General features: G+C 67.8%; 19 protein-coding genes. 5 read left to right on the top strand and 14 right to left on the bottom strand.

The window, feature by feature from the left end; all coding sequences use genetic code 11:
* Positions 1-113: 113 nt before the first annotated feature.
* The 6 genes from B9Y97_RS15190 to B9Y97_RS15160 all read right to left on the bottom strand — a co-directional run bounded on the left by B9Y97_RS15190 (position 114) and on the right by B9Y97_RS15160 (position 7,561).
* A complete protein-coding gene (locus tag B9Y97_RS15190) occupies positions 114-1,364 on the bottom strand; it encodes a glycosyltransferase (protein WP_085527538.1) in 1,251 nt (416 codons plus the stop codon).
* Positions 1,364-2,731, bottom strand: coding sequence for an oligosaccharide flippase family protein (locus B9Y97_RS15185; protein ID WP_085527537.1), 1,368 nt, complete (start codon positions 2,729-2,731; stop codon positions 1,364-1,366). Before B9Y97_RS15185 ends, B9Y97_RS15190 begins: the two co-directional genes overlap by 1 nt.
* Positions 2,732-3,370: 639 nt before the next feature.
* Entirely contained in the window at positions 3,371-4,204 is an 834-nt protein-coding gene (locus tag B9Y97_RS15175) for a hypothetical protein (protein WP_139828341.1), read from the bottom strand.
* Complete coding sequence (locus tag B9Y97_RS15170) at positions 4,201-5,235, bottom strand: glycosyltransferase family 4 protein (protein WP_085527534.1); 1,035 nt, start codon at positions 5,233-5,235, stop codon at positions 4,201-4,203. Before B9Y97_RS15170 ends, B9Y97_RS15175 begins: the two co-directional genes overlap by 4 nt.
* Positions 5,232-6,131, bottom strand: coding sequence for a sulfotransferase family protein (locus tag B9Y97_RS15165; protein WP_139828340.1), 900 nt, complete (start codon positions 6,129-6,131; stop codon positions 5,232-5,234). Before B9Y97_RS15165 ends, B9Y97_RS15170 begins: the two co-directional genes overlap by 4 nt.
* Positions 6,132-6,133: 2 nt before the next feature.
* Positions 6,134-7,561: a hypothetical protein gene (locus tag B9Y97_RS15160; RefSeq protein WP_139828339.1), complete on the bottom strand. Its 1,428-nt coding sequence runs from the start codon at positions 7,559-7,561 to the stop codon at positions 6,134-6,136.
* 426 nt (positions 7,562-7,987) lie between these two features.
* Between B9Y97_RS15160 and B9Y97_RS15155 the strand changes: the two genes are divergently transcribed.
* The gene (locus tag B9Y97_RS15155; RefSeq protein ID WP_085527531.1) at positions 7,988-8,500 is read left to right on the top strand and encodes a transcription termination/antitermination protein NusG; all 513 of its coding nucleotides are present in this window, start codon (positions 7,988-7,990) and stop codon (positions 8,498-8,500) included.
* A gap of 27 nt (positions 8,501-8,527) precedes the next feature.
* Here B9Y97_RS15155 and B9Y97_RS15150 read toward each other — a convergent pair whose 3' ends face one another.
* On the bottom strand, positions 8,528-9,277 hold the full coding sequence (locus tag B9Y97_RS15150; RefSeq protein WP_085527530.1) for a glycosyltransferase family 2 protein: 750 nt from the start codon (positions 9,275-9,277) through the stop codon (positions 8,528-8,530).
* 266 nt (positions 9,278-9,543) lie between these two features.
* Here B9Y97_RS15150 and B9Y97_RS15145 point away from each other — a divergent pair, with 266 nt between their 5' ends.
* Positions 9,544-11,589 carry a GumC family protein gene (locus tag B9Y97_RS15145; protein WP_085527529.1) on the top strand — a complete coding sequence of 682 codons (2,046 nt, stop codon included), beginning with the start codon at positions 9,544-9,546 and terminating at the stop codon, positions 11,587-11,589.
* Between the two features lie 103 nt (positions 11,590-11,692).
* Here B9Y97_RS15145 and B9Y97_RS15140 read toward each other — a convergent pair whose 3' ends face one another.
* The 3 genes from B9Y97_RS15140 to fabF form a co-directional block, all read right to left on the bottom strand.
* Positions 11,693-12,019 carry a VanZ family protein gene (locus B9Y97_RS15140; protein ID WP_217809466.1) on the bottom strand — a complete coding sequence of 109 codons (327 nt, stop codon included), beginning with the start codon at positions 12,017-12,019 and terminating at the stop codon, positions 11,693-11,695.
* A 229-nt stretch (positions 12,020-12,248) separates the two neighbouring features.
* Positions 12,249-13,403, bottom strand: a complete 1,155-nt coding sequence (gene mltG, locus B9Y97_RS15135; protein ID WP_085527527.1) for an endolytic transglycosylase MltG — start codon at positions 13,401-13,403, stop codon at positions 12,249-12,251.
* Positions 13,403-14,665: a beta-ketoacyl-ACP synthase II gene (fabF, locus tag B9Y97_RS15130; protein WP_085528295.1), complete on the bottom strand. Its 1,263-nt coding sequence runs from the start codon at positions 14,663-14,665 to the stop codon at positions 13,403-13,405. Before fabF ends, mltG begins: the two co-directional genes overlap by 1 nt.
* Before the next feature lie 218 nt (positions 14,666-14,883).
* Here fabF and B9Y97_RS15125 point away from each other — a divergent pair, with 218 nt between their 5' ends.
* A complete protein-coding gene (locus B9Y97_RS15125; protein ID WP_085527526.1) occupies positions 14,884-15,555 on the top strand; it encodes a DsbA family oxidoreductase in 672 nt (223 codons plus the stop codon).
* Between the two features lie 60 nt (positions 15,556-15,615).
* Complete coding sequence (locus tag B9Y97_RS15120; RefSeq protein ID WP_085527525.1) at positions 15,616-16,845, top strand: multidrug effflux MFS transporter; 1,230 nt, start codon at positions 15,616-15,618, stop codon at positions 16,843-16,845.
* Here the strand turns inward: B9Y97_RS15120 and B9Y97_RS15115 are convergent.
* From B9Y97_RS15115 to B9Y97_RS15105, 3 genes are all read right to left on the bottom strand, one after another.
* Entirely contained in the window at positions 16,842-17,789 is a 948-nt protein-coding gene (locus B9Y97_RS15115; protein WP_085527524.1) for a hypothetical protein, read from the bottom strand. The genes B9Y97_RS15120 and B9Y97_RS15115 overlap by 4 nt on opposite strands.
* Positions 17,790-17,911: 122 nt before the next feature.
* Complete coding sequence (gene mfd, locus B9Y97_RS15110; RefSeq protein ID WP_085527523.1) at positions 17,912-21,373, bottom strand: transcription-repair coupling factor; 3,462 nt, start codon at positions 21,371-21,373, stop codon at positions 17,912-17,914.
* A gap of 61 nt (positions 21,374-21,434) precedes the next feature.
* Positions 21,435-21,962, bottom strand: coding sequence for a component of SufBCD complex (locus B9Y97_RS15105; RefSeq protein WP_085527522.1), 528 nt, complete (start codon positions 21,960-21,962; stop codon positions 21,435-21,437).
* A gap of 137 nt (positions 21,963-22,099) precedes the next feature.
* Between B9Y97_RS15105 and hemB the strand changes: the two genes are divergently transcribed.
* The gene (gene hemB, locus B9Y97_RS15100) at positions 22,100-23,098 is read left to right on the top strand and encodes a porphobilinogen synthase (protein WP_085528294.1); all 999 of its coding nucleotides are present in this window, start codon (positions 22,100-22,102) and stop codon (positions 23,096-23,098) included.
* Positions 23,099-23,150: 52 nt separating this feature from the next.
* On the opposite strand, the gene B9Y97_RS15095 is transcribed toward hemB, so the two are convergent.
* Positions 23,151-23,600 (bottom strand): DoxX family protein, encoded by a 450-nt coding sequence (locus tag B9Y97_RS15095; RefSeq protein ID WP_303393977.1) that lies wholly within the window; start codon positions 23,598-23,600, stop codon positions 23,151-23,153.
* Positions 23,601-23,723: the final 123 nt, after the last annotated feature.

The raw sequence follows: 23,723 nt of genomic DNA, 5'->3' as shown, positions 1-23,723 counted from the left end.
GCGCAGAGCGCCATCGCCGAGATAGGCGTCCGTGACCAGGGCATGCAACATCCCGGCCTGATGCAGAATACGCGGCACCGCGTAGTGCATCCGGGCGCCGAGCATGGCGACGGTTATCCTCGGGTGTGCCATGCCACCTCACGGGTCTCGTCGGAGTTCCGGCCCCGCCGATCGCGGTCCCCGGGCGTCTCGGCGCTCCCGGAGATCGAGCCGTCGCCGAGGCATTCGGCATAGAGCGCAACCAGTCGCGCCCCGACAACAGCCTCGGAAAACTGTTCCGAAACAAGCCGTTGCCCGCGAAGCCCCCACGCGGCCAGCTCATCGCCGCTGCACGCATCCAACGCGCGCAAGGCGGCGGCAAGCGGGGCCTGACCGGGTTCGATCCACAGCCCGCACCGATACCGTTCGATCTCGGCCCAGGGCGCAGCCCTTGTCGTGACAACCGGCAATCCAGACGCCAGCGCCTCGGCAATCGCGATGCCGAAATTCTCCGACAGGGTTGGCGATACGAAGGCATCCGCCGCCGCCAGCGCCTGGCGCTTGGCGGCACCCTCGACATGGCCGAGAAACGCCACCCGGTGCGCGAGGCCCAGCGCGCGGACGCGGTTGGCGAGGGCGGTTTCATACCCAGGCGCGCCGCCGCCCGCGACCGTCAGCGTGATATGGTCCGGCAAGCAGGCGAGCGCCTCGATCAGGGTCTCGAGGCCCTTCTTCGGGTGCAGGCGGCCGAGATGAACCAACCGCAACTGCCCGGCCGGCCGAAAGCGTCGGGCAACCGGGCGGGACGGCAGCGGCACGCAATTGGGGATCGTGCGGATCGCCACACCCGGCATGCGCCGCGCCGTCGCGCGGGCTTCCGCCTGCGAGGTGACATGCAGCACCGTATCGCGCGGAAGCATCCATCGGGCGAGGCGTTCGAAAGCCCGTTTCACACCCTTGCGCGGCGCATCGGGCCATTCCTCGGTGGCCTGGATCGCCCCCCGGGGCGACCAGACCAGCGGTTTGCGCAGAAGACGGCAAGCAAGGATCGTCGGCAAGGTCGGGAAGGAATAGCTCATCGACAGATGCACCAGATCGGCCTCGGCGACCATGGCCGGGAGCCGCGCGAGCATTTCCCACGACCCGCTGCGCCCGAACGCGCGACGGGCATAGTGAACCTCGAAGCCGGGATCGAACCGCGCCGGGTTCTCCGACAGATCCAGCCGCGATCGCGACACCGGGGATTGCGCGTCCGTGGTCAGAACCCGCACCCTGTGCCGACCCGGTCCTGCCCCCGCCCGGCACATCGCGGCGGTGGAGAAAACCGGGCCTCCCCAGAGGGTTGCGGGCAGAAACGCGGGCAGCACATGGAGGATACGCGCCATCAACCGCCCCCCGGAATGGTGCTGGCCCGCAGGGCGGCGGCGTGCCCTGCCCCGACGGGAAAGGACGCCAGGCCCAGCTTGCGCCAGATCGAGACAACGAGAATGCTTTTCCACGAAAAATCGGCGATGATCCCGGCCACTGCTGCCCCGAAGATGCCATGCGCCGGGATCAGCACCAGGTTCAGTCCGAGGTTGATCAGCGCGGCGACGGACACGAGGCCGAGCAGCCGCCGTTCCATGCCCACCATCTTTGCCAGCGCCACGATCGCGCCGAAGCTCGCGTATACAAGCTGGCCCAGCGCCAGCACCCAGAGCGCGGCGAAGGCAGGCGCATAGGCGGTTCCGAAGGTGGCCGCGATGATCTGCGGGCCGAACAGCAACAGCACCGCGGCAATCGGCAAGGCAGTGGCAAAGACGAGGCGGGCCGAATAGGTCAGGGTTGCCTGCACATCGGCCAGATCGCCTCGGCGGTAGGCGCGGGCAATGGTTGGCCCCGCGACCATCAAGACCGCCTGCTGGGCGATCAGCACGAGGTTGGCCCATTGCAACGCGACCTGGTAATGGCCGGCTTCCTCGGAAGGTCGCATCACCCCGATCATCACCACGTCGGTCTGGGCAATGACGAGTTGGACCCCTGCAACCAGGGTAAAGGGGGCGAGATCGCGCAAGACCTCGGCGTTGCCGTATCGCCGGGGTGCGATGCCACGCGCCGGGGTCAGGGCGTGGCGATGAAGCGCGAGGGCCGCAAGCGCCGCGATCCAGGCTGCGAGCCCGTGCAGGGCGATGGCCCGGCCCGCATCCAGATTGACGGCGCAGACCAGCACGAGTGCCACGACAACGAGGAATCCGGCCGGGCGCAACAGGGTTTCGACCGTCTGGCCCAGCGCGAGGTGATCGAGGCCGCGCAGGCTGGCGCCGGTGACGGTTACGAGGATCACGCCGGGCAACAGCATCGCCGACCACAGGAGCGCGCGGCCGCGCGCATCGTCGAGACCGCCACCGAATGCAAGCTGTGCAACAAGGTAGAGGCCGATCGCCGCAACGAGGCTGTAGCCGAGGATCAGCCACCGCACGCGCGAAACCAATCCCAACACCCGGCCCCAATCGTTGTCGACGCCGAGAAAGGCCAGCTTGCGGACCATGAACGTCGGCAGGCCGGCCTGCCCGGGCAGGGCAAAAACCGTCATCACCGCCATCGCGAAGACGTAGACGCCGTATTCCTGCGGCCCAAGCACGCGGGTGAGCAGGATCGCGCTGGAAAAACTGACGGCCATGAGCGCGACGCGCAATCCCAGCGCCCGCACGAGGCGCGCCCGCAGGACGGATGCCGCCGCCACGCCGATCCGGTCTGGCCGTGCGCCGATCATGCGGCCCCCGGTCCGGGCACATCGCCGGCGGCTTCAAAACCGGCGGTTGAAAGCCGCCTGCCCCCCCGCCGCGCGGACAGCGCCCGCAGGCCGACGCAGTCAAGCGCCGGATTTGGCCAACATCCTGTCCGGGGCATGGCCGCGAGCGCCGCCCCGATCCGGGCTCTGAGGTGTTCGCACTCCGCGCGCAACCGTTTCAATCGCAGCGCCGCGTCCCCCGCGCTGCGGTCGTCGCGACCGAGATCGAAACCGGCCGCGGGCCGGTGCCGGGCGCGGCGGGCGCGATCCCGCGGCGCGATCTCGGCCCGGGCCGCCAATGCGCGCGCAAGGGGGGTGCGGACGCCGCGGAAAACCGCCAGCATGACGACCGGTCGCTCCGGCAAGAGGCCGAGCCGCCGGACCTCCCCCAAGGTCGGGCGATGGGCCAAGAATGGACCCTTGCAGGGGCCAACAGGGTAACGGCGCGCGCGCGGGTTGGTCGGCTGCCGCTGCGCGCGGTGCACGGCGCGGCGGACCCTGCCCCGGCGCGCGGAGGCAGACCTGCCCACGGAGGAACACGATGCCGCCTCGATGATCCGGCCCGCAATACTTGGGATGGGAATGGGTGGCGCTCCGTGATCGGGGGGAAACGGCATGGCGTCAGATCCTTTCGACCGGGCCGATGCCCTGCCGCCCGCCGGCCGGCAGGTCGCGCCGACGCGCATCGCCGTGTTGACCGGTCGTCGCCCCCGCACCGGCGCGCGGGCATGCGTTGACCAGCGCCGCGCGGTAGGCCGCCTCGGCCCGTCGCCGCGGGGCTTCGTTGCCGCGCGCATGGTAGAGCGCGGCGAACTCGGCCTTCAGGGCATCGCGCGCAGGGTCGGGCGACAAGTGGCGCCGTCCGAATGCGAAGACCCGCGCCTGGGTTTGAGGGGTGTGGCGGAACGGCGCGAAATCGCAGCCGAACTTGGCGTTCAATCGCGCGATGACCACGCCGAGATCGCGCGTGACCTCCTCGAAGGTTGCCAGCACGAAATGCTGGCCAAGCGGCGTCGTGCGTTCATAAAACCGTGCGTATCTCAGGGTTTGCGCCCGCACCCAGGCGAGCTTGAGCGCCGGGCTCATGCCCTGCCCCGCGCGCGGCCCGCGCTGGCTGGCATAGGCCATCCAGCCGATGATTGCCGCTTCGGGGCGGCGGATCAGGAGGATCGTCGGCACGCCCCAGCGCGCGGCGAGGTGCACCTGCGCCGGGCTGTGGGCATGGGTGGCGATCCGCGGATCGCGCCAGCCATTGGCGAACATGAAGGCGCTGACCGCGAAGCTGTTGGCACTGCGCGGAAACCCCTCGATCACCAGATCGTGGCCCGGCGACACGATCCGTCGCAGAAACGGAGAATTGCGATGACGCGCGATCAGGATGAGCCGATAGAGCCTTGGAACGCGTTCGACCAGGTCCGACAGGCGGCGGCGCCAGAGATCGGCCCACCCCATCATTGTCCGGCCTGCGCGAAACCCGCGAGCGCGCGGTAGACCTTTTCATGGGCGGCGGCGGCGATGCCCGGATGATAGCGCCCGGCATTGTCGACTCCGCTGGCCACCAGGGCGCGGCGCAATGCCGGCTCGTCGATCAACCGCCGGAAAGCCTCGCGGATCGAACCAACATCTTCCGGATCGACGAAGACGGCGGCACCGCCGGCAACCTCCGTCATCGGGGCGCGATTGCTCGTCACCACCGGACGCCCGACGGTTTGCGCTTCGAGGATCGGCAGACCGAAGCCTTCCGACAAGGAACAGAAGGCAAGCGCGTCACAGTCGCGGTAGGCGGCGCGGATCGCCTCGTCGCTCAATCCCTCGCGCCAGGTGAACGCCACGCCGGCCGCACGCAGGGCGGCAACCTGCGCCGGCGTCGGACGCCCGACGATATGCAGCTCGACATCGAGCCCCGACAGGGCGGCAGCAAGCCGCTCGACGTTCTTGTTGGCCTTGGTGCCGACCTGGAGGATCCGAAACCGGCCCGGGTGGCGCGCTTCGGGCTGCGGTTGAAACCCCGTTGAGACCGGGTTTTCGACCACCTCGATGGTATCGGGCCCGATCCCGACCAGCGCGCTCAGGTCGCGCCGCGCCGCTTGCGACGGCACCAGAACCCGGGCCGCTCGGGCAACCGGGAGGCGAAGCCAGAACAGCCACAGCAAGGCGCGCTTGAGGCCGCGGGCCCGCCGGACGAACTCGCAGTCATGCACGGTCAGGACCGTGCGGGCGCGCGGCAGGAACAGCGCGAGGTAATGGGCATCGCCGGTTACGTGAAACACGTCGGCGCTCTGGCCGGCGGCGGAGAGCGCACCGCGCAGCCGGGGCAGAACCCCGCGCGACGGATGCGGGCAGACCCATGCCGTCACATCGAGATCGTCGCCCATCGCCGCGCGGATATCGCCAAAGACCCGCTCGATGCTGTAGGCGCCACGATCGGGCCGCATGATCTGCAAGACCTTCGGGGAACGGCCTTGGCTGTGCCGGGTTGCGGTCATGTCGCAGGATGCTCCTCGAGCCAGTGGTCAAGATTGCGCCCGGTGGCGCGGGCGAGGCGCAGGATGTCGTCGTGAAAGGTATCCCGCAGCAGCCGGGCGAGACCCGGACCGGGGGCGGCTGCAGCCGGGTCCACGGGCGTTTCATTCCAACGGTTGAGCATCGTGCCGAGACCCGTGCCGGCCCCGATGCCCAGCAACCGCAAGGTGGCGGACGCGCGGTGGCTGGCCTGCGCAAAGCGCGGAGATCGCGGCGTACGGCGGGCGTTGAAAACCGGAAAGTCGCGCCGCCCGTCGTCGGGCAAGCCCGCGAAGGCCAGGGTTTCGCGGTAGATTGCCGCCGGATCTGCCTTGAGGTCGTCGAGGAAAACGAACCGGACCCGGGTCCGCGGCGCGACGGCCAGAAATGCCTCGACCTGCGCCCCGAGGCGACACATCTCGGCATATTGGAGATCGGCGGGGTTGTGATCGTCGCGTCGGGGCGTTGGCGCGCGTTTGCGCGCGGCCTGCGTGTGCCACGCGGTTTCGAAGTCGGCGATCGGCTCGCGGCCGGTGCGTAGCAACTGGCCATGCACCGACGGTGCCATGTCGATCGGGTTGCGCAGGCAGACGACGAAACGGGCCCCCGGAACGGCCGTGAGAATCCGGGCAACCGCGATCCGGGACCGGAGGTAACTCGTTGACGCCTCGGCCAGAACCTGCGTCTCCCCGGCCCTGCGAAACAGCGCGCCGTAATCGTGCAGCCTGTGCGCCCGGCGCGAAGAGGCGACGTCCGGGGCAAAAAAGCCGGGCTCTTTCGGCGTCGACATGAAGACGCCCGGATGTGCCCCGAGCCAGGCCGCCAGCGACGTGGTGCCGCATTTCGGTGCGCCGACAAGGAACAGTCTGGGCAGGCGCATGGTCATCCCGCCTGCCTCGCACGGCCTGCGAACCGGCTCAGGCTGACCAGCCCGACATAGGCGAGGAAAAACGGGATCTGCCCGACGATCCCGGTGAGGATCCAGCTGTTCATTTCCCGCAAGGCCATGTCCATGGCAAAAAACACGGCGGGCAGCAGGGCAAAATCGCGCCGGTTCACCACCCGGAGGGCAAAATGCGATGTCAGCCCGAAGAAAACCCCGGTCAACAGACCGATGGCGAGTACGCCACCCCAGCCGTGATTGAGGTAGCCGTCGGCAAACACCGTGAGGCCGAACAAGGCCCCGTCGCCGCCGGTCACGGCGATGTAGAAGTTGCGCCCCAATTCGGAAAAGGTGGGTTTGTCGGGCCAGAACATCCGCGGCACGAACACCTTCCACGCGTCCGACACCGTGTCTTGCGGAGCGCCCGCGTCGTACCAGCCCATGGCGATGGCCTGTTGCGCCGCATATGAGAGCCTTATCCAGCCAACCTGCTCGGGTTTTGCCGACATGACCTCGGTTGCAGACCCTGGCCCGCCGAAGGCCAGACCCTGCAGGATCTCGACGCGTTGCGAGAAGGTGGCACCGAATGCGTCGCCCGAGAGCAAGGTCATCTCGGCCCGGGCCGACTTGACCGTCGGATGGAACATCACGATCAGGCACCCGATCGCGAGGGTGCGCAGCACCAGCGGCCGGAGCTTTCCGTTGGCGAGGTAGGCCCCGAGCACCGGCAGCATCAGGCCGATCACCACCGCCGACTTCTTGAACTCGAGGACAAGGGTGAAGAGGTGGAGCGGAAACAGAACCCAGAACACGAGCACCCACGTTCCCCGCCGCGTTGCCGCAAGGTAGGCGAGCAGGGCAAACCCGAGATCGAGGAGGTAGCGCAGCTTGAGCACGGATCCCGGCAGGTGGTTTTCCGTAACCCCGAAGGTCACCGGGATCACGACGCCGTAGCGCACCAGCGCCCCGGTCAGCAACAGCGTGACCGCCGCCGCGGGCACACCGACGTCGCGCGCGCCAAACTGAGCGCTTCGGGTCGCCCGGGGCACCCGCAAGGCCACCAGCGCAATGCCGGCAACAACCGCAACCGCCCCAACCAGGTTGAGCACGTGGGTTGCCAGCAGTTCTTCCGGCGAGAGCCCCCAGACACCGCTGAAAACCTTCGCCCGGGTCGCCTCGGTGCCCATCACGTAGACCAGCGGGCCGAGGCCCCGGAAAACCGCGAGATGGGCGAAGAACATCACCGCCGGGGTCCAGATCAGGGCCGGCGATGCCGTCACCAACCACAGCGCCATGCCGGAGAAGCCCAGCGCGATGGCGGCAGGAATAGCGGTGTTGAGCAGGTGCACACCGGCGCTCGTAAGCGGCACGGAGGCCAGGATGCTTGCGCCGAGCATCGCGATCGTGAGCACGAGGAGAGTGAGCAAGATGGGCCCGCGCGGCAAGGACCCGGGCGCTTGCGGCAGGCGCGCTGCGGTGCGGACGCCGGGCGGGGCCGGCCGGTGCGGATCGCCCGAGACGCCGCCGTGGGGCCATGCCCGCGGTTCCCCGCCGCGCGTTGCCATCGGCTGCGCCACCGGCGGGCCGTTGCCGCGGAAAGGCTCACGACCCGGCGTCATCCGGGCAAGCTACCGCACGAGGACCGAGGCCCCGGGCACGATTGAAAGGCACGACTTTCCATGTCGAATCAAATACGCCGGGGGCCGTTAAAATCGGGTTCATGGCGATCCGGGAAACGCGGCCCCGGTGCAACAGCGTCGGCTTGTTGCCGATGATCCGCGCGGGCAGCCGGTCACCCTTGCAAACGCGCCGTGCCCGGGTCTTAGTGGCGGCAAGCCGCGAAGAGGACCCGCATGACATCCGCATCAAATGGCCGGGGCTGGTACCTTGCCCAGATCAAGCCCAACAGTCACCGGATCGCCGAGCGCAACCTCCTGCGGCAAGGCTTCGAGGTGTTTCTGCCGATGACCCGCGTCACCCGCCGCCAGTCTGGCCGGTTCATCGAGAGCCATGCGCCGCTGTTTCCCGGCTATATCTTCATTGCCTTCGACCCGGTTCAATCGGGCTGGCGCAGCGTGAATTCCACCTTGGGGATCACCCGGCTGGTGAACCTCGGCGGGGCCCCCGCGACGGTGCCGGATGCATTGGTCGAAAACCTGCGGGCCCGGTGCGACGCGGAAGGCGTGGTGGTGCCGCTGGAAGACCTCGTCGAAGGGCAGGAAGTCCGGCTCACCAAGGGGCCTTTTGCCGAGTTCGTCGCCAAGGTTGAAACCATCGAACCCGATCGCCGGGTCTGGCTGCTGATCGACCTGATGGGGCAAGCCACCCGGGTTTCGGTGCCGCAAGACGATGTGCGCCGGCTCTGAAGGCAGGGCCCGCCCCGGTGCCGCGCCTCAGGACCGCAGGAAGAACTGCGGCAGCTTGGAGAGGTTTTTCGCAATCAGCGTTGGCACGCCGCCAACCCGGTTCCGCCTGATCGCGGCATAGTCTTCCCTGCTCTTGGTCCAGATCCGCTCAAGGCTGCGGTTGCTTTCACCGCCGACCCGCATCTTGACGAGCACCTCGGGCAGGTAGACCGCGCAGAGAGTGCCGGTTCCGAAATAGCGCAGGACGGCATCATAATCGGCGGCAATCCGGAAACCGGTATCGTAGAGGCCGTGCGCCTCGAAAACCCGACGCCGGAGGAACAAGGTCGGGTGTGGCGGCATCCAGCCCCATTTCAGCCGCGCGGGGCGAAAGGCACCGGCCTTCCAGTGCCGGATGATCCGGGCGCTGTCGCTGGCGGCGACATAATCGAGATCGCCATAGACCGCATCGACCTCGGGGTCGGAAAACGCCTCTGCAACCTGTTTGATCACGTCCCGGTGCGCCAGAAAATCGTCGGCGTGAACCAATCCCACCACCTCCCCGGTGGCCCGGGAAATCCCTTTGTTCAAAGCGTCGTAGATGCCGTCATCCGGCTCACTGACCAGGGCGAGCCGGTCGCAATCGCACGACCGGATCGCGTCGAGGGTGCCATCGGTGGAGCCACCGTCGATGACAAGGTGCTCAAGATCGGGATGGCTTTGTGCGGCAACGCTGCCGATCGCGTCGGCCACGGTCGCTTGCGCATTGAAGACGGCCGTAACGATCGTGATCCGCATCGCGCTCTGCCTCTGTCTTCCGCCCGCTGCGCGCCACATTAGTGCGCCCCGCCGGGGCCGTCCAGAGACCGCGGCCAGACCGACCTCGGGCGCGGTGTCGGGCGCGCCTTGTCGGCCCCGGCCCGGCCCATGACGCGGCGGCCCGGGCCTTTTTTTCGGGCCGGGGCTAAGCAAAACTTCACCTTTCGCTGGGAAAGTCATGGCGACCCGGGCAACCGGACACCGGTGCCCACCGCTTCACGCACCGGCGGCGAAAAGGACGAGCCATGAAACACGAGCAATTGCGCCCCTTCCTCGATGGCACCGGGCACATCCATTCCGAGGCCGCGCCCGCCCCGCATGCCACATTCGATCCGGTCACGCTGGCCCGGCTGCTGTGGCGCGGCAAGGTCTGGATACTGCTCGCGGCGATCGCCTTCGGGGGGCTGGCCTGGAGCTATGTCAACCTGATCGCGGTTCCGAAATACACCGCGCGGGCAACCATCGCGCTCGATCACCGGCAGGCACCGATGATCGACTTTCAGGCTGCCGTATCCGGGCTGACCGGGGATCAGGCAACGATCAACACCGAGGCGGAGGTTCTGCGCTCGCGGCTGTTGATCGGGCAGCTCGTCGATGAGCTCGATCTCGCCGCCGATCCCGAGTTCAACCCCGTCCTCGCGGCAGAGCCTTCCGGCGAAGCCGCCTTGCGCGGGCGCGATGCCACGATCGACCGCGCAACCGAGGCGATCTCGATCACCAACCTGCGCGCAAGCTATGTTTTCTCGATCACCGCAACCAGCCGATCGCCCGAAATAGCGGCGGGATTGGCCAACGGGTTGGCCGACATCTATATCCGCAACCAGTCGCAAACCAAGGCCGAGGCGCTGGCATCGGGCACGGAGTGGCTGTCGGAACGGGTTGCGTCGCTCAAGACCGAGCTGCAGTCCGCCGAAGCCGATATCGCCCGGTATGCCGCACAGGCGGAACTGATCTCGCCGCAGGCGCTGGAAATCCTGAACCGGCAAATCAAGGAAACCCGGGCCAGGTTGGCCGATCTGCAGGCGCGTCGCGATGGCCTGGCCAACCGGGTTTCGGCTGAGCCGAACATGCCGGCGGCACAACCCGGGGAGGCGCGCGGTGGCGATCTGTCGGCGGGGGCACCGCTTGATCGGGGTGCGCAATCAACCACTGGCGGGCTCGGAGCCGAACTGGCGCGCAGCGACTCCCAGATCGCGCTCCTCGAAGGCGCCCTTGCCACGCTCGAAACGAGCTATGCCCGGCAATCGGGGGATCTGGTGGCGCTGGAGCAGCTTGAACGCGAAGCCGAGGCCCTGCGCGCAATCTACCAGCATTTCCTCGTCCGGTTGCAGGAGACAACGGTGCAACAGGGGATCCAGCAACCCGACAGCCGGGTGTTGTCCTACGCGGTCCGCCCCGACACGCCTTCGGAGCCGGTTGCATCGCGCATCGTCGGCCTCGCCGCCTTGCTTGGCCTGATCCTTGGCGGGGCCGGTTTCGTGGCCCGCGAAAACCTGCGCACCGGCTTTCGCACCGGGGAGGAAATCGAGCGCGAAACCGGTCTTCAGGTGATCGGGCAGATTCCGCTCGTCACCGCCCGGAAACGACGTGACATCGTTGACTACCTTGTGAAAAATCCAACTTCGGCCGCCGCCGAATCGGTGCGCAACCTGCGCACGTCGGTGCTTCTGTCCAATCTCGATCGACCGCCGCAGATCATTGTTTCCACCTCCTCGCTGTCCGGTGAGGGCAAGACGACAACCGCGATCGCGCTGGCCCACAACCTGTCGGGGCTGCGCAAGAAGGTGCTGCTGATCGAAGGCGATATCCGCCGCCGGGTGTTTCGCGACTATTTCAGCTTTGAAAACACCACCGGCCTGCTTTCGGTTCTCTCCGGGGCGGCGCGATTCGAAGAGGCCGTCGAGCATATCGCGCCCATCGGCATCGATGTTCTGCAAGGCGAGGAAAGCAGCGCAAACGCCGCGGACATCTTTTCTTCCGACCGGTTCGCGCAGTTCGTCACCGATGTTCGGCAACGCTATGACTTCGTCATCATCGACACGCCCCCGGTCCTGCTGGTGCCGGACGGCCGGATCATCGCACGAATGGCCGATGCCATCCTCTTCACCGTGAAATGGGATGCAACCTCGCGCGCCCAGGTCCGCGAAGCCAACCGTCAATTCAGCCTTGCGGGCCTGTCCATCACCGGGGCGATCCTCAATATCGTCGATCCCAAGGGGATGAAACGATACGGCCTCGCCGAAGCGGGCGGTGCCTATGGCCACCACGCAAACCGCTACTATTCGGACTGACGGCCCGGCAGGTCCTCCACCGCGATCAGGGGCCAGGACCGGTCGAGCCGCCCCCGCTCTCCGATCATGGCCCGATCCGGGCGTTGCTCTTCGCGGGCAGGCGTCAGGCCGACGTTATTTTCAGCCGCCGCAATCCCGCCCCCAACACGATCCCCGATCCCAGGCCAATGATATCCATCAGGAAATCCGCAAACTCCCGCCCTCGGCCAACAAGCGGCTGCAACAGTTCGATGGCCGCCCCGAGCAACACCGCCAGCGGCAGCGTCACGAACAGAGCGCGCGGATAGAGCCATGCCGTTGGCAGGATCAAGGCGGTGAAGGCGACCAGGTGGGCGATCTTGTCAAGCGGGATCGCACCGGACTCCGGCAAGGATTGCGGCGTGAGCGTGATCCACACGATCGCAACACCGAGCACGATGGTCAGCAACACCGCAAGGCGACGCCGGTAGGTAGAGGATATCCGGTTCATGGCCCCCTGTTTCACCCCCATTTCAGGTATCGGCAAGGCCTTGCGTGATCAAATCGCGTGGAATGCCGCGCCGAATGGCCGTTCATTGGCAAGGCCGGGCTCGCGGAGGCCCGGCAGGTGCCAGAGCGGGCGGCGGAACGCATGGCACGCGCGGGGCCCGCTTCACCGGCCCGAAGGCGCGCGGCAGGGCCTACTCACGCGCCCGCTCGGCCTCGATCTCGCGCCAGCGCGCAACGTTGCGGTTGTGCTCCGCCAGCGTCTCCGCGAAGGCGTGGCCACCGGTGCCATCGGCAACGAAGAAGATGAAATCCGTGTCTGCCGGGTCGAGCGCCGCTTCGATCGAGGCGAGGCCGGGATTGGCGATCGGCGTCGGCGGAAGCCCGTCGACCACGTAGGTGTTGTACGGCGTCTCCGAGCGCAGTTCCGATTGCCGCAGGCCCCGGCCCAGAGCACCCTGCCCCCGGGTGATGCCATAGATCACCGTCGGGTCGGTCTGCAGCCGCATGCCGGCCCGCAGCCGGTTGACGAAAACGCTCGCCACGGTGCGCCGCTCGTCGGCAAGGCCGGTTTCCTTCTCGACGATCGAGGCCATGATCAGGGCCTCCTCCGGCGTGCCATAGGGCAACCCGTCGGCGCGGTTGGCCCAGGCATCGGCGAGCCGCACTTCCTGGGCGCTCTGCATCCGGGCAATCACCTCGGCGCGGTCCTCGCCCGGGCGCACCTCGTAGCTGTCGGGCGCGAGCAATCCCTCGGGCGGCACGTCGTCGACGCTGCCGGCAAGAAACTCGGCGGCCTTCAGCGCCTCGACAACCTGCCACGAGGTTGCCCCCTCGGCCACCGCGATCCGGAAGCGGGTATCGGCCTGCTCGCGCAGACGCAGGTAATCGGCCGGAATCTCCTCGGCATCGGGGGTGAACTCGGCACGGGTGACGAAGCGCTCGGTCGCCGGATCAAGCTCGCGCACCTGCACCGCGCTGGCCAACACGCCGATGCGATAGACAATCTCGGTGCCGCAGCTCGAGGCCCCGCCGCGGGTGACGATATCGACGATCTCGGCCATCGAGGCGTTCTCCGGCACGAGAAAACTGCCCGCCTTCAGCGCCTGCGCCTTGCCGGAATAATCCGCGCCCATGCGGAAGATCGCGGCGGAAGACACTGCGCCCTCTTCGGCGAGGTTGTCCGACACCCGGGCGAAGTTGGCCCCGGGCTCGACGCGCAGGCAGATCGCCACCTCAAGCGGCCCCGGCTCGACATACTGACGCTGACCCCATGCAATCAGCCCACCGAGCACGATGAGCGCCAGTACAAAGAGCGACAGCGACGTGGAAGCGATGTTTCGCCACATCAGTCGCGCACCCTTCCGATCACCAGCGAGGCGTTGGTGCCCCCGAACCCGAAGGAGTTCGACATCGCGACGTTGATCTCGCGCTCTTCCTTCGCGTTCGCGGCGAGCGAAAGCTTCGGCGTCACCGCCGGATTGTCGAGGTTGATCGTCGGCGGCGCTACCTGGTCGCGGATCGCGAGGATCGAGAAGATCGCCTCAACCGCACCGGCAGCCCCGAGCAGGTGGCCAATCGACGATTTGGTCGAGGACATCGTGGCATGTTTCGCATGATCCCCCAGCATCCGCTCGACGGCGGCCAGCTCGATCACGTCGGCCATCGTCGAGGTGCCGTGGGCGTTGATGTAATCCACCGCCGAGGGCTCGAGCCCTGCGCGCTTGAGCGCCGCGCGCATCGCGCGTTCGCCGCCCTCGCCGTCTTCGGAAGGCGCGGTGATGTGATAGGCATCGCCCGAGAGCCCGTAGCCGAGGATCTCGGCGTAGATCTTCGCGCCGCGCGCCTTGGCGTGTTCGTATTCCTCGAGCACCACGATGCCCGCGCCCTCGCCCATCACGAAGCCGTCGCGGTCGACGTCATAGGGCCGCGAGGCGGTCTCAGGGGCGTCGGCGCGCTTGCTGGAGAGCGCGCGCGCGGCGTTGAAGCCGGCGATGCCGATCTCGCCGATCGCGGCTTCCGCACCACCCGCGAGCATCACGTCGGCGTCGTCGAAAGCGATCAGCCGGGCGGCATCGCCGATGGCATGCGCGCCGGAGGAACAGGCCGTCACCACCGCGTGGTTCGGCCCCTTGAAGCCGTAGCGGATCGAGACCTGGCCCGAAACGAGGTTGATCAAGGCGCCGGGAATGAAGAACGGCGACACCCGGCGCGGCCCTTTCTCGTGAATGAGCAGCGCGGTTTCGGCAATCGAGTTCAGCCCGCCGATGCCCGAGCCGATCATCACCCCGGTGCGCTGGCGGCTTTCCTCGTCTTGCGGGGTCCAGCCCGCGTCGCGCACCGCCTGGTCGGCGGCGGCGATGCCGTAAAGGATGAAGTCGTCAACCTTGCGGCGGTCTTTCGGGTCCATCCAGTCGTCGGCGTTGAAGGTGCCGTCGGACCCGTCGCCAAGCGGCACTTCGCAGGCATAGGTGGTGACGACGCGCGATGCATCGAAGCGGGTGATCGGGCCCGCGCCCGACTGACCGGCAAGCAGGCGCGCCCATGTCTCTTCCACGCCGCAAGCCAACGGCGACACCATTCCCAGACCGGTAACAACAACGCGACGCATCATGAACTGCCCTTCCACCCAAGCCAGCTTGCAACGCGGGATTGATAGCCCGCACGGGGGCGCAGGGGCAAGGGCGAAACCTGTGGCCCGCGCGATCCGGCAAACACCGGCCCGCACGCGGCAAAGTCATTTGAGGCCGGGCCAGCCTCGTTCACAACGCCATGAGAGCCGCAGGACCCGGCTTTTCCTCGCGGCTTTTCCCGGCTAGGCAGGCAGCCATGGTCAAGCTCTTCATCTTCTCCGATCCGATCTGCCCGTGGTGCTACATTGGCAAGGCCCGGCTCGACCGCGCGCTCGAAGCCCGGCCCCTGCACCCGTTCGAGGTGGAATGGCACCCGTTCATGCTGAACCCCGGCATGCCCCCCGGCGGGATGGACCGGCGCGCCTACCTCGAAGCCAAGTTCGGCGGCAAGGACGGGGCGGTGCAGGCCTATATGCCGGTGGTCGAGGAGGCCGCGCGCGCCGGGCTCGCGATCGACTTCGAGGCCATCAAGCGCACCCCGAACACGCTCGACGCCCACCGGCTGATCCACTGGGCCGGTCTGGAAGGGCGGCAGACGGCGGTGGTTTCGGCGCTGTTCCGGGCCTATTTCGTCGAGGGGCGCGATATCGGGGCGCATGAGGTCCTGATCGAAGTCGCCGAGGCGATGGGTATGGAGCGGGCCATGGTCGAGCGCCTGCTGGCCTCCGGGGCTGACGCCGACGACATCCGCGCCCGCGACGCCGATGCCCGCGCCAAGGGCGTGCGCGCGGTGCCAACATTCGTCGTGGGCGGCCGCCACGTGGTGCCCGGCGCGCAGCCAACCGACCTGTGGCTCGACGTGATCGACGAGATCCTGGCCGGGCCGGGCAACGGCACCGCTCCGCCGGAGACCGGCCCCACCGACTGAGCGGGGGCTCTGGCCATTCCCGGCAACTTGCGGCATGGAGTTCCGGCGAAAGGATCTCCCATGCCCCGGTTTCCCGCGCCCACGCGCCCCTTGCCCTTTGCCGAGCTTGTGCTGCTGCTGGCCGCGCTGATGTCGATGATGGCCTTCGCGATCGACTCGATCCTGCCCGCCCTGCCCCGGATCGCCACCGAATTCATCCCGCAAGATCCGTCGCGGGCGCAGTTGGTGATCACCGCCTTCGTGCTCGGCACCGGGCTCGGGCAGCTCTTCATCGGGCCGTTCTCCGACAGTTTCGGGCGGCGCCGGGCACTGATGCTCGGGGTCGGGTTGTTCATCGCGGGGGCGCTCGGGGCGCGCGCGGCGGACTCGCTGGAAACACTTCTGGCGTTCCGGGTACTGCAGGGCACCGGAGCCGCGGCGAGCCGGATCGTGAGCCAGGCGGTGATGCGCGATCTGTTTTCCGGCCGGGCGCAGGCGCGGGTCGGCTCGATCGTGTTTTCCTTCTTCGTCATCGTGCCCGCCGTGGCACCGCTGGCAGGCCAGCAGATCATCGGCTTCGTCGGCTGGCGCGGATTGTTCGCGAGTTACGGCTGGCTCGGGGCGTTGGTTCTGGCGTGGTTCCTGATGCGCCAGCCCGAAACCCTCGACCCCGAGAACCGACGCGCCTTCCGCCTCGGCCGCGTGCTGGTGGCGATGCGCGAGGTGCTGGCGACGCCGGTGGCGCTGCGCTACCTGCTGGTGGCGAGCCTCGGTTTCGGCCAGCTCATGGCCTATATCTCCTCGGCCCAGCAGGTTTATGTCGAGGCGCTCGGTGCCGGTGATCGGTTCGTCTACTACTTCGCCGGGGTGGCGCTGATCTCGGGGCTGTCGGGCTTTCTCAACGCGCGGATGGTGATGCGGCTGGGCATGCGACCACTGGCCTCGGCGGCGTTTTCCAGCCAGGTGCTGATCGCCGGGGTGCTGGCCGCACTCTGGCTGAGCGGGGCAATCGGGGCGCTGCCGCAGGGCTGGCAACTGGCGATCTTCATCGCCTGGTCGGTGACCTTCTTTTTCATGAACGGGCTGACCTTCGGCAATATCACGGCGCTGGCGATGGAGCCGCTCGGCCATATCGCCGGCACCGCCAGCGCGGTGATCGGGGCGTTGTCGTCGATCCTCGCGGTGGCGATCGCGGCCCCGGTGGGGCTCGCGTTCGACGGCACGCCGGGGCCGTTGCTCGCGGGCGTGGTGATCTGCTCGGCGCTGGCGCTGTGGCTGATCCGGGGCGACCGCGACCGGGTGCGCGGCTAACCCGCCGCGCGCGCCAGCATCCGGGTCTTGAGCACCCCGGCGGCGACAAGCTGCACCCCGTAGGCCAGCATGATCGGCACCAGAAAGCTCGGGCCGAAACGGTCGAGCGTGAAGGTGGCGAGGATCAGCGCGAGCGTGATGTAACGGGTGACCATATGCCAGTAGACGGCGCGGCCTTGCGGCGTGTGCGGAGTCAGGGCGGTGGCCAGCGTGATGGCGACGGCGTAGAAGGCGAGCGTCGCGGCAAGGCCCCTGGCCAGCGTGAGCGGATCGAGGCGAAACAGCGCCTGCGCGCTTTCCAGAGAGAACAGGTAGAAGACGATCCCGGCCATGGTGATCTGCGAGATCGCCTGGGCGTGGCGCTCGGCGAAAGCAACGAGGCGGGGGGCATCGTCGCGCGCCCAGCGGCTGATCAGGAACGGCAACACGATCAGCACCATGAACGGCGCAAACGGCGGAATGCGCGCACCGCCCCCGGCCATCCCCGCGGTCTCGACCGGCGGGAAGAACGGTGCGGCAAGGATTGGGAAAGCGTCGAAAACCAGCGTCACCGGCAGGATCAGCGCAAGGTTCACGACCGAGAGCAGGAAGCCCAGCCGCACATCTGCGCCGGAGGACCGGATCCAGGCCATCACCATGCCGCCGCCCGGCAGAAGCGCCAGCAGGAACAGCCCGGCGGCGATGCCGAGATCGCGGCTGAGCCAGCCGATCAGAAGCGCCGCGCCCGCGAGAAGAACGAAGTTCAGCCCGAGATTGAGCGCCACCGGGCGCGCGTCGGCGCGACCGGGGTGCAGCATCGCGCTGTCGAGACGAAACAGCGAGGGCGTGACGAGAAAGACGCCGGCGACGATGCAGACGAGCGACGAGAACCCGAAGCCCCCGGTGAGCGCCCCGGCGCCGAGGCCGAGGCCCATCGCGGTGAGAAGGATCAGGATCTGGCGCATGGGTCTCTCCGGGCTGATGACGTCGCCCGCAGTTAAGCCGCCGCTCCCTGCGATCAATCCCGGCACATTGACGCAGGGCCGGGCGGGTGCGGGTGTGCGCCGTCGCGCCAACCGCGCCGCCCTCAGGCCTTGCGCTTCACCGTGCCGGCCTTCTCGGCGAGGTCGCGGGCGATCGCGAAGGCGCCCTTGATCTTGTCGGCATCCTTCGCCCAGTCGCGGCGGATCACGATCTTGTTGTCGCGCACCTTCGCCAGACCCTTCTGGTCGTTGAGGTATGCCACCAGCCCGGCCGGGTTGGCGAACTTGTCGTTGTGGAACTGGATCGTCGCCCCTTTCGGCCCGCCGTCGAGGCGGGCGATCCCGGCGCGTTTGCACATCGCCTTGATCCGCACGATCAGCAGAAGCGTGTTGACCTCGCGCGGCAATTTGCCGAACCGGTCGATCAACTCGGCGGCGAAGCCTTCGAGCTCGACCTTGGTGGCCAGCCCGGAGAGGCGGCGGTAGAGCCCCAGCCGCACGTCGAGGTCGGGCACGTAATCGGCCGGGATCAGCACCGGCACGCCAAGGTTGATCTGCGGCGCCCATTGCTCGTCGGGTTCGGTCAGCCCTTCGAGCTCGCCGGAGCGGATCTTGGCGATCGCTTCCTCCAGCATCTGCTGGTAAAGCTCGTAGCCGACCTCGCGCATCTGGCCCGATTGTTCCTCACCGATGAGGTTGCCCGCGCCGCGCAGATCAAGATCCTGGCTCGCCAGCATGAAGCCCGCGCCGAGGCTGTCGAGGCTGCCCAGCACCTTCAGCCGCTTCTCCGCGCCCGGCGTGAGCGGGGTGCGCGGCTTGGTGGTGAGATAGGCGTAGGCGCGGGTCTTGGCGCGCCCGACCCGGCCACGGATCTGGTAGAGCTGGGCCAGCCCGAACATGTCGGCCCGCCAGATCACCATGGTGTTCGCGGTGGGAATATCGAGGCCGGACTCGACGATGGTGGTGGCCAGCAGCACATCGAACTTGCCGTCGTAGAAGGCGTTCATCCGGTCGTCGAGTTCGCCCGCCGCCATCTGGCCATGCGCCACCACGTAGCTCACCTCGGGCACCTGGCTTTGCAGGAAATCCTCGACCTCGGGCAGGTCCTTGATCCGCGGCACCACGAAGAAACTCTGCCCGCCGCGGTAATGCTCGCGCAGCAAGGCTTCGCGGATCGTCACGCTGTCGAATTCCGACACATAGGTGCGGATCGCCAGCCGGTCGACCGGCGGCGTGCCGATGATCGAAAGATCGCGCACGCCCGAAAGGCTCATTTGCAGCGTGCGCGGAATCGGTGTGGCGGTGAGGGTGAGCACGTGCACGTCGGAGCGCATTTCCTTCAGCCGCTCCTTGTGGCCGACGCCGAAGCGCTGTTCCTCGTCGATCACGAGCAGCCCGAGGTTCTGGAACCGCACCGACTTGGCGAGCAGCGCGTGGGTGCCGACGACGATATCCATGGTGCCGTCGGCGACGCCCTTGCGGGTGCGCTCGCTCTCGCGCAGCCCAACGAAGCGGCTCAGTTGCCCGACGCTGATCGGAAAGCCCCGGAACCGCTCGGCAAAGCTCTTGTAGTGCTGGCGCGCGAGCAGCGTCGTGGGGGCGATCACCGCCACCTGCATGCCGCTCATCGCCGCCACGAAGGCCGCGCGCATCGCCACTTCGGTCTTGCCGAAGCCGACATCGCCACAAATCAGCCGGTCCATCGGCTGACCGGAGGCGATGTCCTCGATCACCTCCGAAATCGCCGAAAGCTGGTCGTCGGTTTCCTGGTAAGGGAAGCGCGCGGCAAACTCCTCCCAGGCGTGGTGCGGGGCCTCCAGCACCGGCGCCTTGCGCAGCGCGCGTTCGGCGGCGAGCCGGATCAGCTTGTCGGCAACCTGCCGGATGCGCTCCTTGAGCCGGGCTTTCTTGGCCTGCCATGCGCCGCCGCCGAGCTTGTCGAGCAGCCCTTCCTCGTGGCCGAACTTGCTCAGGAGTTCAATGTTTTCGACGGGAAGATACAAGCGGTCGCCACCGGCGTATTCGAGCGCCAGGCATTCGTGCGGTGCGCCCGCCGCCGTGATCGTCTCAAGCCCGGTGTAGCGCCCGACGCCGTGATCGACATGCACCACGAGGTCGCCCGCGCTGAGGGCATTCGCCTCGGTGAGAAAGTTCTCCGCCCGCCGCCGCCGCTTTTGCGGCGCGCGGATCAGCCGGTCCCCCAGAACGTCCTGTTCCGACACCACCGTGAGCCCTGCAGCCTCGAAGCCGTGTTCCAGCGGCCAGACCGCGAGATAGACCCCGCCGTGGCTCTCGGGCACGTCGCGCCAGTCGGCGATCTCGGCGGTGGCGGTCAGCCCCTCGTCGGCGAGCAGGCCCTTGAGGCGGTCACGCGCGCCCTCCGAATAGGAGGCGACAACCACCGCGCCGGTTTCACGTTTTGCCCGAATATGATCGGCCAATGCACCGAAAAGATTAATCTTTTCCTGTTGCCGTTCCGGCGCGAAGTTGCGCCCGATCCGCCCGCCGCCGTCGAGCACCCCCGGCCCGGTCGGACGCGGCAACTGGGCAAACTCGATCACCCGGTGGTTGGTCGTGGCCGCTTGCCAGCCTGCGTCATCGAGGTAGAGCAGCCCCGGCGGACAGGGCTTGTAGACGGTATCTACCCGGCCCTTGGCGGTCATCGCCTCGCGCCGCGTGTCATACTGGTCGGCGATGCTGTCCCAGCGCGCCAGCCGCGCCGGCGTGAACTGGTCGTCGAGCATCACGCTGGCGTCGGGCAGGTAGTCGAACAGGGTTTCAAGCCGCTCGTGGAAGAACGGCAGCCAGTGCTCCGCGCCCTGATGCTTGCGGCCCGCGCTCACCGCCTCATAGAGCGGATCGTCCGCCGTGCCCGCGCCGAACTCGATGCGGTAATTCTGCCGGAACCGGGTGATCGCCGCCTCGTCGAGGATCACCTCCGAAACCGGGGCCAACTCGACCACGCTGAGGTTTTCCGTGGTCCGCTGGGTCACCGGATCGAAGCGGCGCGCCCCGTCGAGCACATCGCCGAACAGATCGAGCCGCACCGGCCCGGCCTCGCCCGGCGGGTAGATGTCGATGATCCCGCCGCGCACCGCAAAATCGCCGGGCTCCATCACCGTGGGGGCCTGCGAAAACCCCATGCGCACGAGAAAGGCTTTCAGCGCGCCCTCGTCGATCCGGGCATCGACCCGCGCGGTGAAGCTCGCCTCGCGCAGCACCTCGCGCGCCGGCACACGCTGGGTTGCGGCCGCCAGGGTGGTGAGCAGGATGAAGCGTTGCGTCGGCATGCCGTGGGCGAGGGCCGCGAGCGTGGCCATCCGGGTGGCCGAAACGTCGGGGTTGGGCGACACCCGGTCATAGGGCAGGCAATCCCACGCCGGGAGGGTGATGCGCGGCACATCCGGCGCGAAGAAATCAAGCGCCGCCGCCATCTCGGCCATCCGCCCCGCATCGCGGGCGACATGCACGAGCGGTCCACCGGAGTTTTCCAGTTCGCGGGCAATCAGCCGGGCGTCGTATCCCTCGGGCGCGCCCGAGAGCGTGAGGGGGCGTGGATCGGTCATGGCTTGGGGCTGTTACTCCGCGGCGGAGGCGGGATCAACCGGTGATCGCGGATGCCGCGTTTCAGCCGCCCAGAACCCCGAGCGACATGTTCTGATACATGCCCCACATCGCGGTGATGAAAACCGAGAACATGCCGACGAACTGGGTTTGCACGCGGTGGCGGTGCATCCGCTTGCGCAAGGGCGCGCCGGTGAGCTCGCCCGCCCGGATCAGCCGGGCGCTGCGCAGCGAGAGCGCCCCCACGATCGTCAGCGGCCCGGCGAGAAGAAACACCGCCTGGGCGAACTCGATCCAATACCAAAAGCCGAGCAGCGCCAGCGAGGTGAGCAGGCCCGCGGCCAGCATCACCAGCCAGAGCCCCGAGATGTTGGCGATATAGAACAGCCGGTTGACGTTGATCCGCACCATGTCTTCGAGGTCGCGCTCGGCGTCGCCGCCGTGGCGGGCGGCGCGCTGCACCATGTCCCACGGAACACCGATCACCCAATGCGAGGTTGTCGACCAGACCACGGCCAGCGCGATCCAGTACCACAGGTTGGAAAAGGATCGCATGTCGATGAGTTCGAAGACCGCCGAATACCAGTCCACCGTGCCGCCTGCCTGCTGCCCCTCTTGATCGGACCCTCTTAACGCCCCGCCGCCGCAAGCACCAGCCCCGAGCGGGAAGCCTTGAGCCGGAGGCCCCGGCGTGGCAGATGGGGAACGCAATTGCCACGGAGATCGAGATGAGCCGCACCCTTGCCCCCTTCCCCGCCACCCGGCTGCGCCGCATCCGCCGCACCGAGGCGTTGCGCGGGCTGGTGCGTGAAACCCAGCTCTCGGTGACCGACCTGATCTGGCCGGTGTTCGTGATGGAAGGCAACAACGAGACACACCCGGTGCCCTCGATGCCCGGGGTCGAGCGGAGGACCATCGACCGGGTGGTGGCCGCCGCCCGCGAGGCGCGCGATCTCGGCATCCCGGCGATCTGCCTGTTTCCCTACGTCGACCCTTCGCTGAAAACCGAAGCCTGCGAAAACGCCTGGGACCGCGACAACCTCTCCAACCGCGCCACCCGCGCGATCAAGGACGCGGTGCCCGAGATCGCGGTGATGACCGATGTGGCGCTCGACCCCTACAACGCCAATGGCCACGACGGGATCGTGCGCGCCGGAGAGATCGTCAACGATGAAACCGTCGAGGCGCTGGCGCGCATGGCGCTGGCGCAGGCCGAGGCCGGCGCCGATATCCTCGGGCCCTCCGACATGATGGACGGCCGGATCGGCGCGATCCGCGCCGCGCTGGAGGAAAACGGCCACCCCAACGTCACGATCATGTCCTACGCCGCGAAATACGCCTCCGCCTTCTACGGGCCGTTCCGCGACGCGGTGGGTGCCTCCGGGGCCCTCAAGGGCGACAAGAAAACCTACCAGATGGATCCGGGCAACGCCAACGAGGCGCTCCGGCTGGTCGAGCGCGACCTGATGGAAGGGGCCGACATGGTGATGGTCAAGCCGGGGATGCCCTACCTCGATATCGCGCGCGCGGTGAAAGACACGTTCCGCGTGCCCACCTTCGCCTACCAGGTGTCGGGCGAATACGCGATGCTGATGGCGGCCAGCGAAAATGGCTGGCTCGATGGCGAACGGGTGATGATGGAAAGCCTCGCAGGCTTCAAGCGCGCCGGGCTGGACGGGATTCTGACCTATTTCGCCCCGCGCGCCGCCCGGCTGCTGAACCGCTGAGGCAAAGGGCCCCGCCATCTGGCAGGGCCCATCGGCAACGATTGGCGGATGCTCAGGCCGCAGCGGGTGCTGCCTGCCCCTTGGCATCGACAGACCAAGCCCCCGCCCCCAGTGCGAAGACGAAGAGCAGCCCGCCGGTGATCGAGAGGTTCTTCATGAAACTGATGATCTGCATCTGGGCTGCCATGCCCTCGGCAGCACCGGCCGGAACAAGGTGATAGAGCACGCCCGCCAGCAAGGTGAACCCCGCAAGGGCCAGTGCGGCGAGCCGGGTCTGGTAGCCCACGGCGAGCAAGACCCCGCCGACGACCTCAACGAGGATGGTCGGCCAGACCAGTATCCCGGGCAACCCGCCCGAGGCGATATGGGCCGCGGTTCCGGCCGGGTCGCCCAGCTTTTGCAGCCCCGAGACGATGAAGATGAGCGCGAGCAGCACCCGGCCAAGCGGGGCGGCGAGCGGATAGATGTTGGTCATTCGGTTTCTCCTATCAAGACGCGGCAAACCCTAGCGTTATGCGCGGCGGCGCGGAATTCGGTGTAATCGAAGGGCCATGGTGCGCGGCTGCACAGAAATCATGGCATCATCGCCCACGCGCAGCTTTTCGCCCATCGCGCCGTTGCACGT

The sequence above is a fragment of the Maritimibacter sp. HL-12 genome (genome assembly GCF_900177545.1).
GTDB lineage: Bacteria > Pseudomonadota > Alphaproteobacteria > Rhodobacterales > Rhodobacteraceae > Sinisalibacter.
Note: the sequence above shows the minus strand (reverse complement) of the source record. Positions and strands in the feature narration are given on the sequence as shown.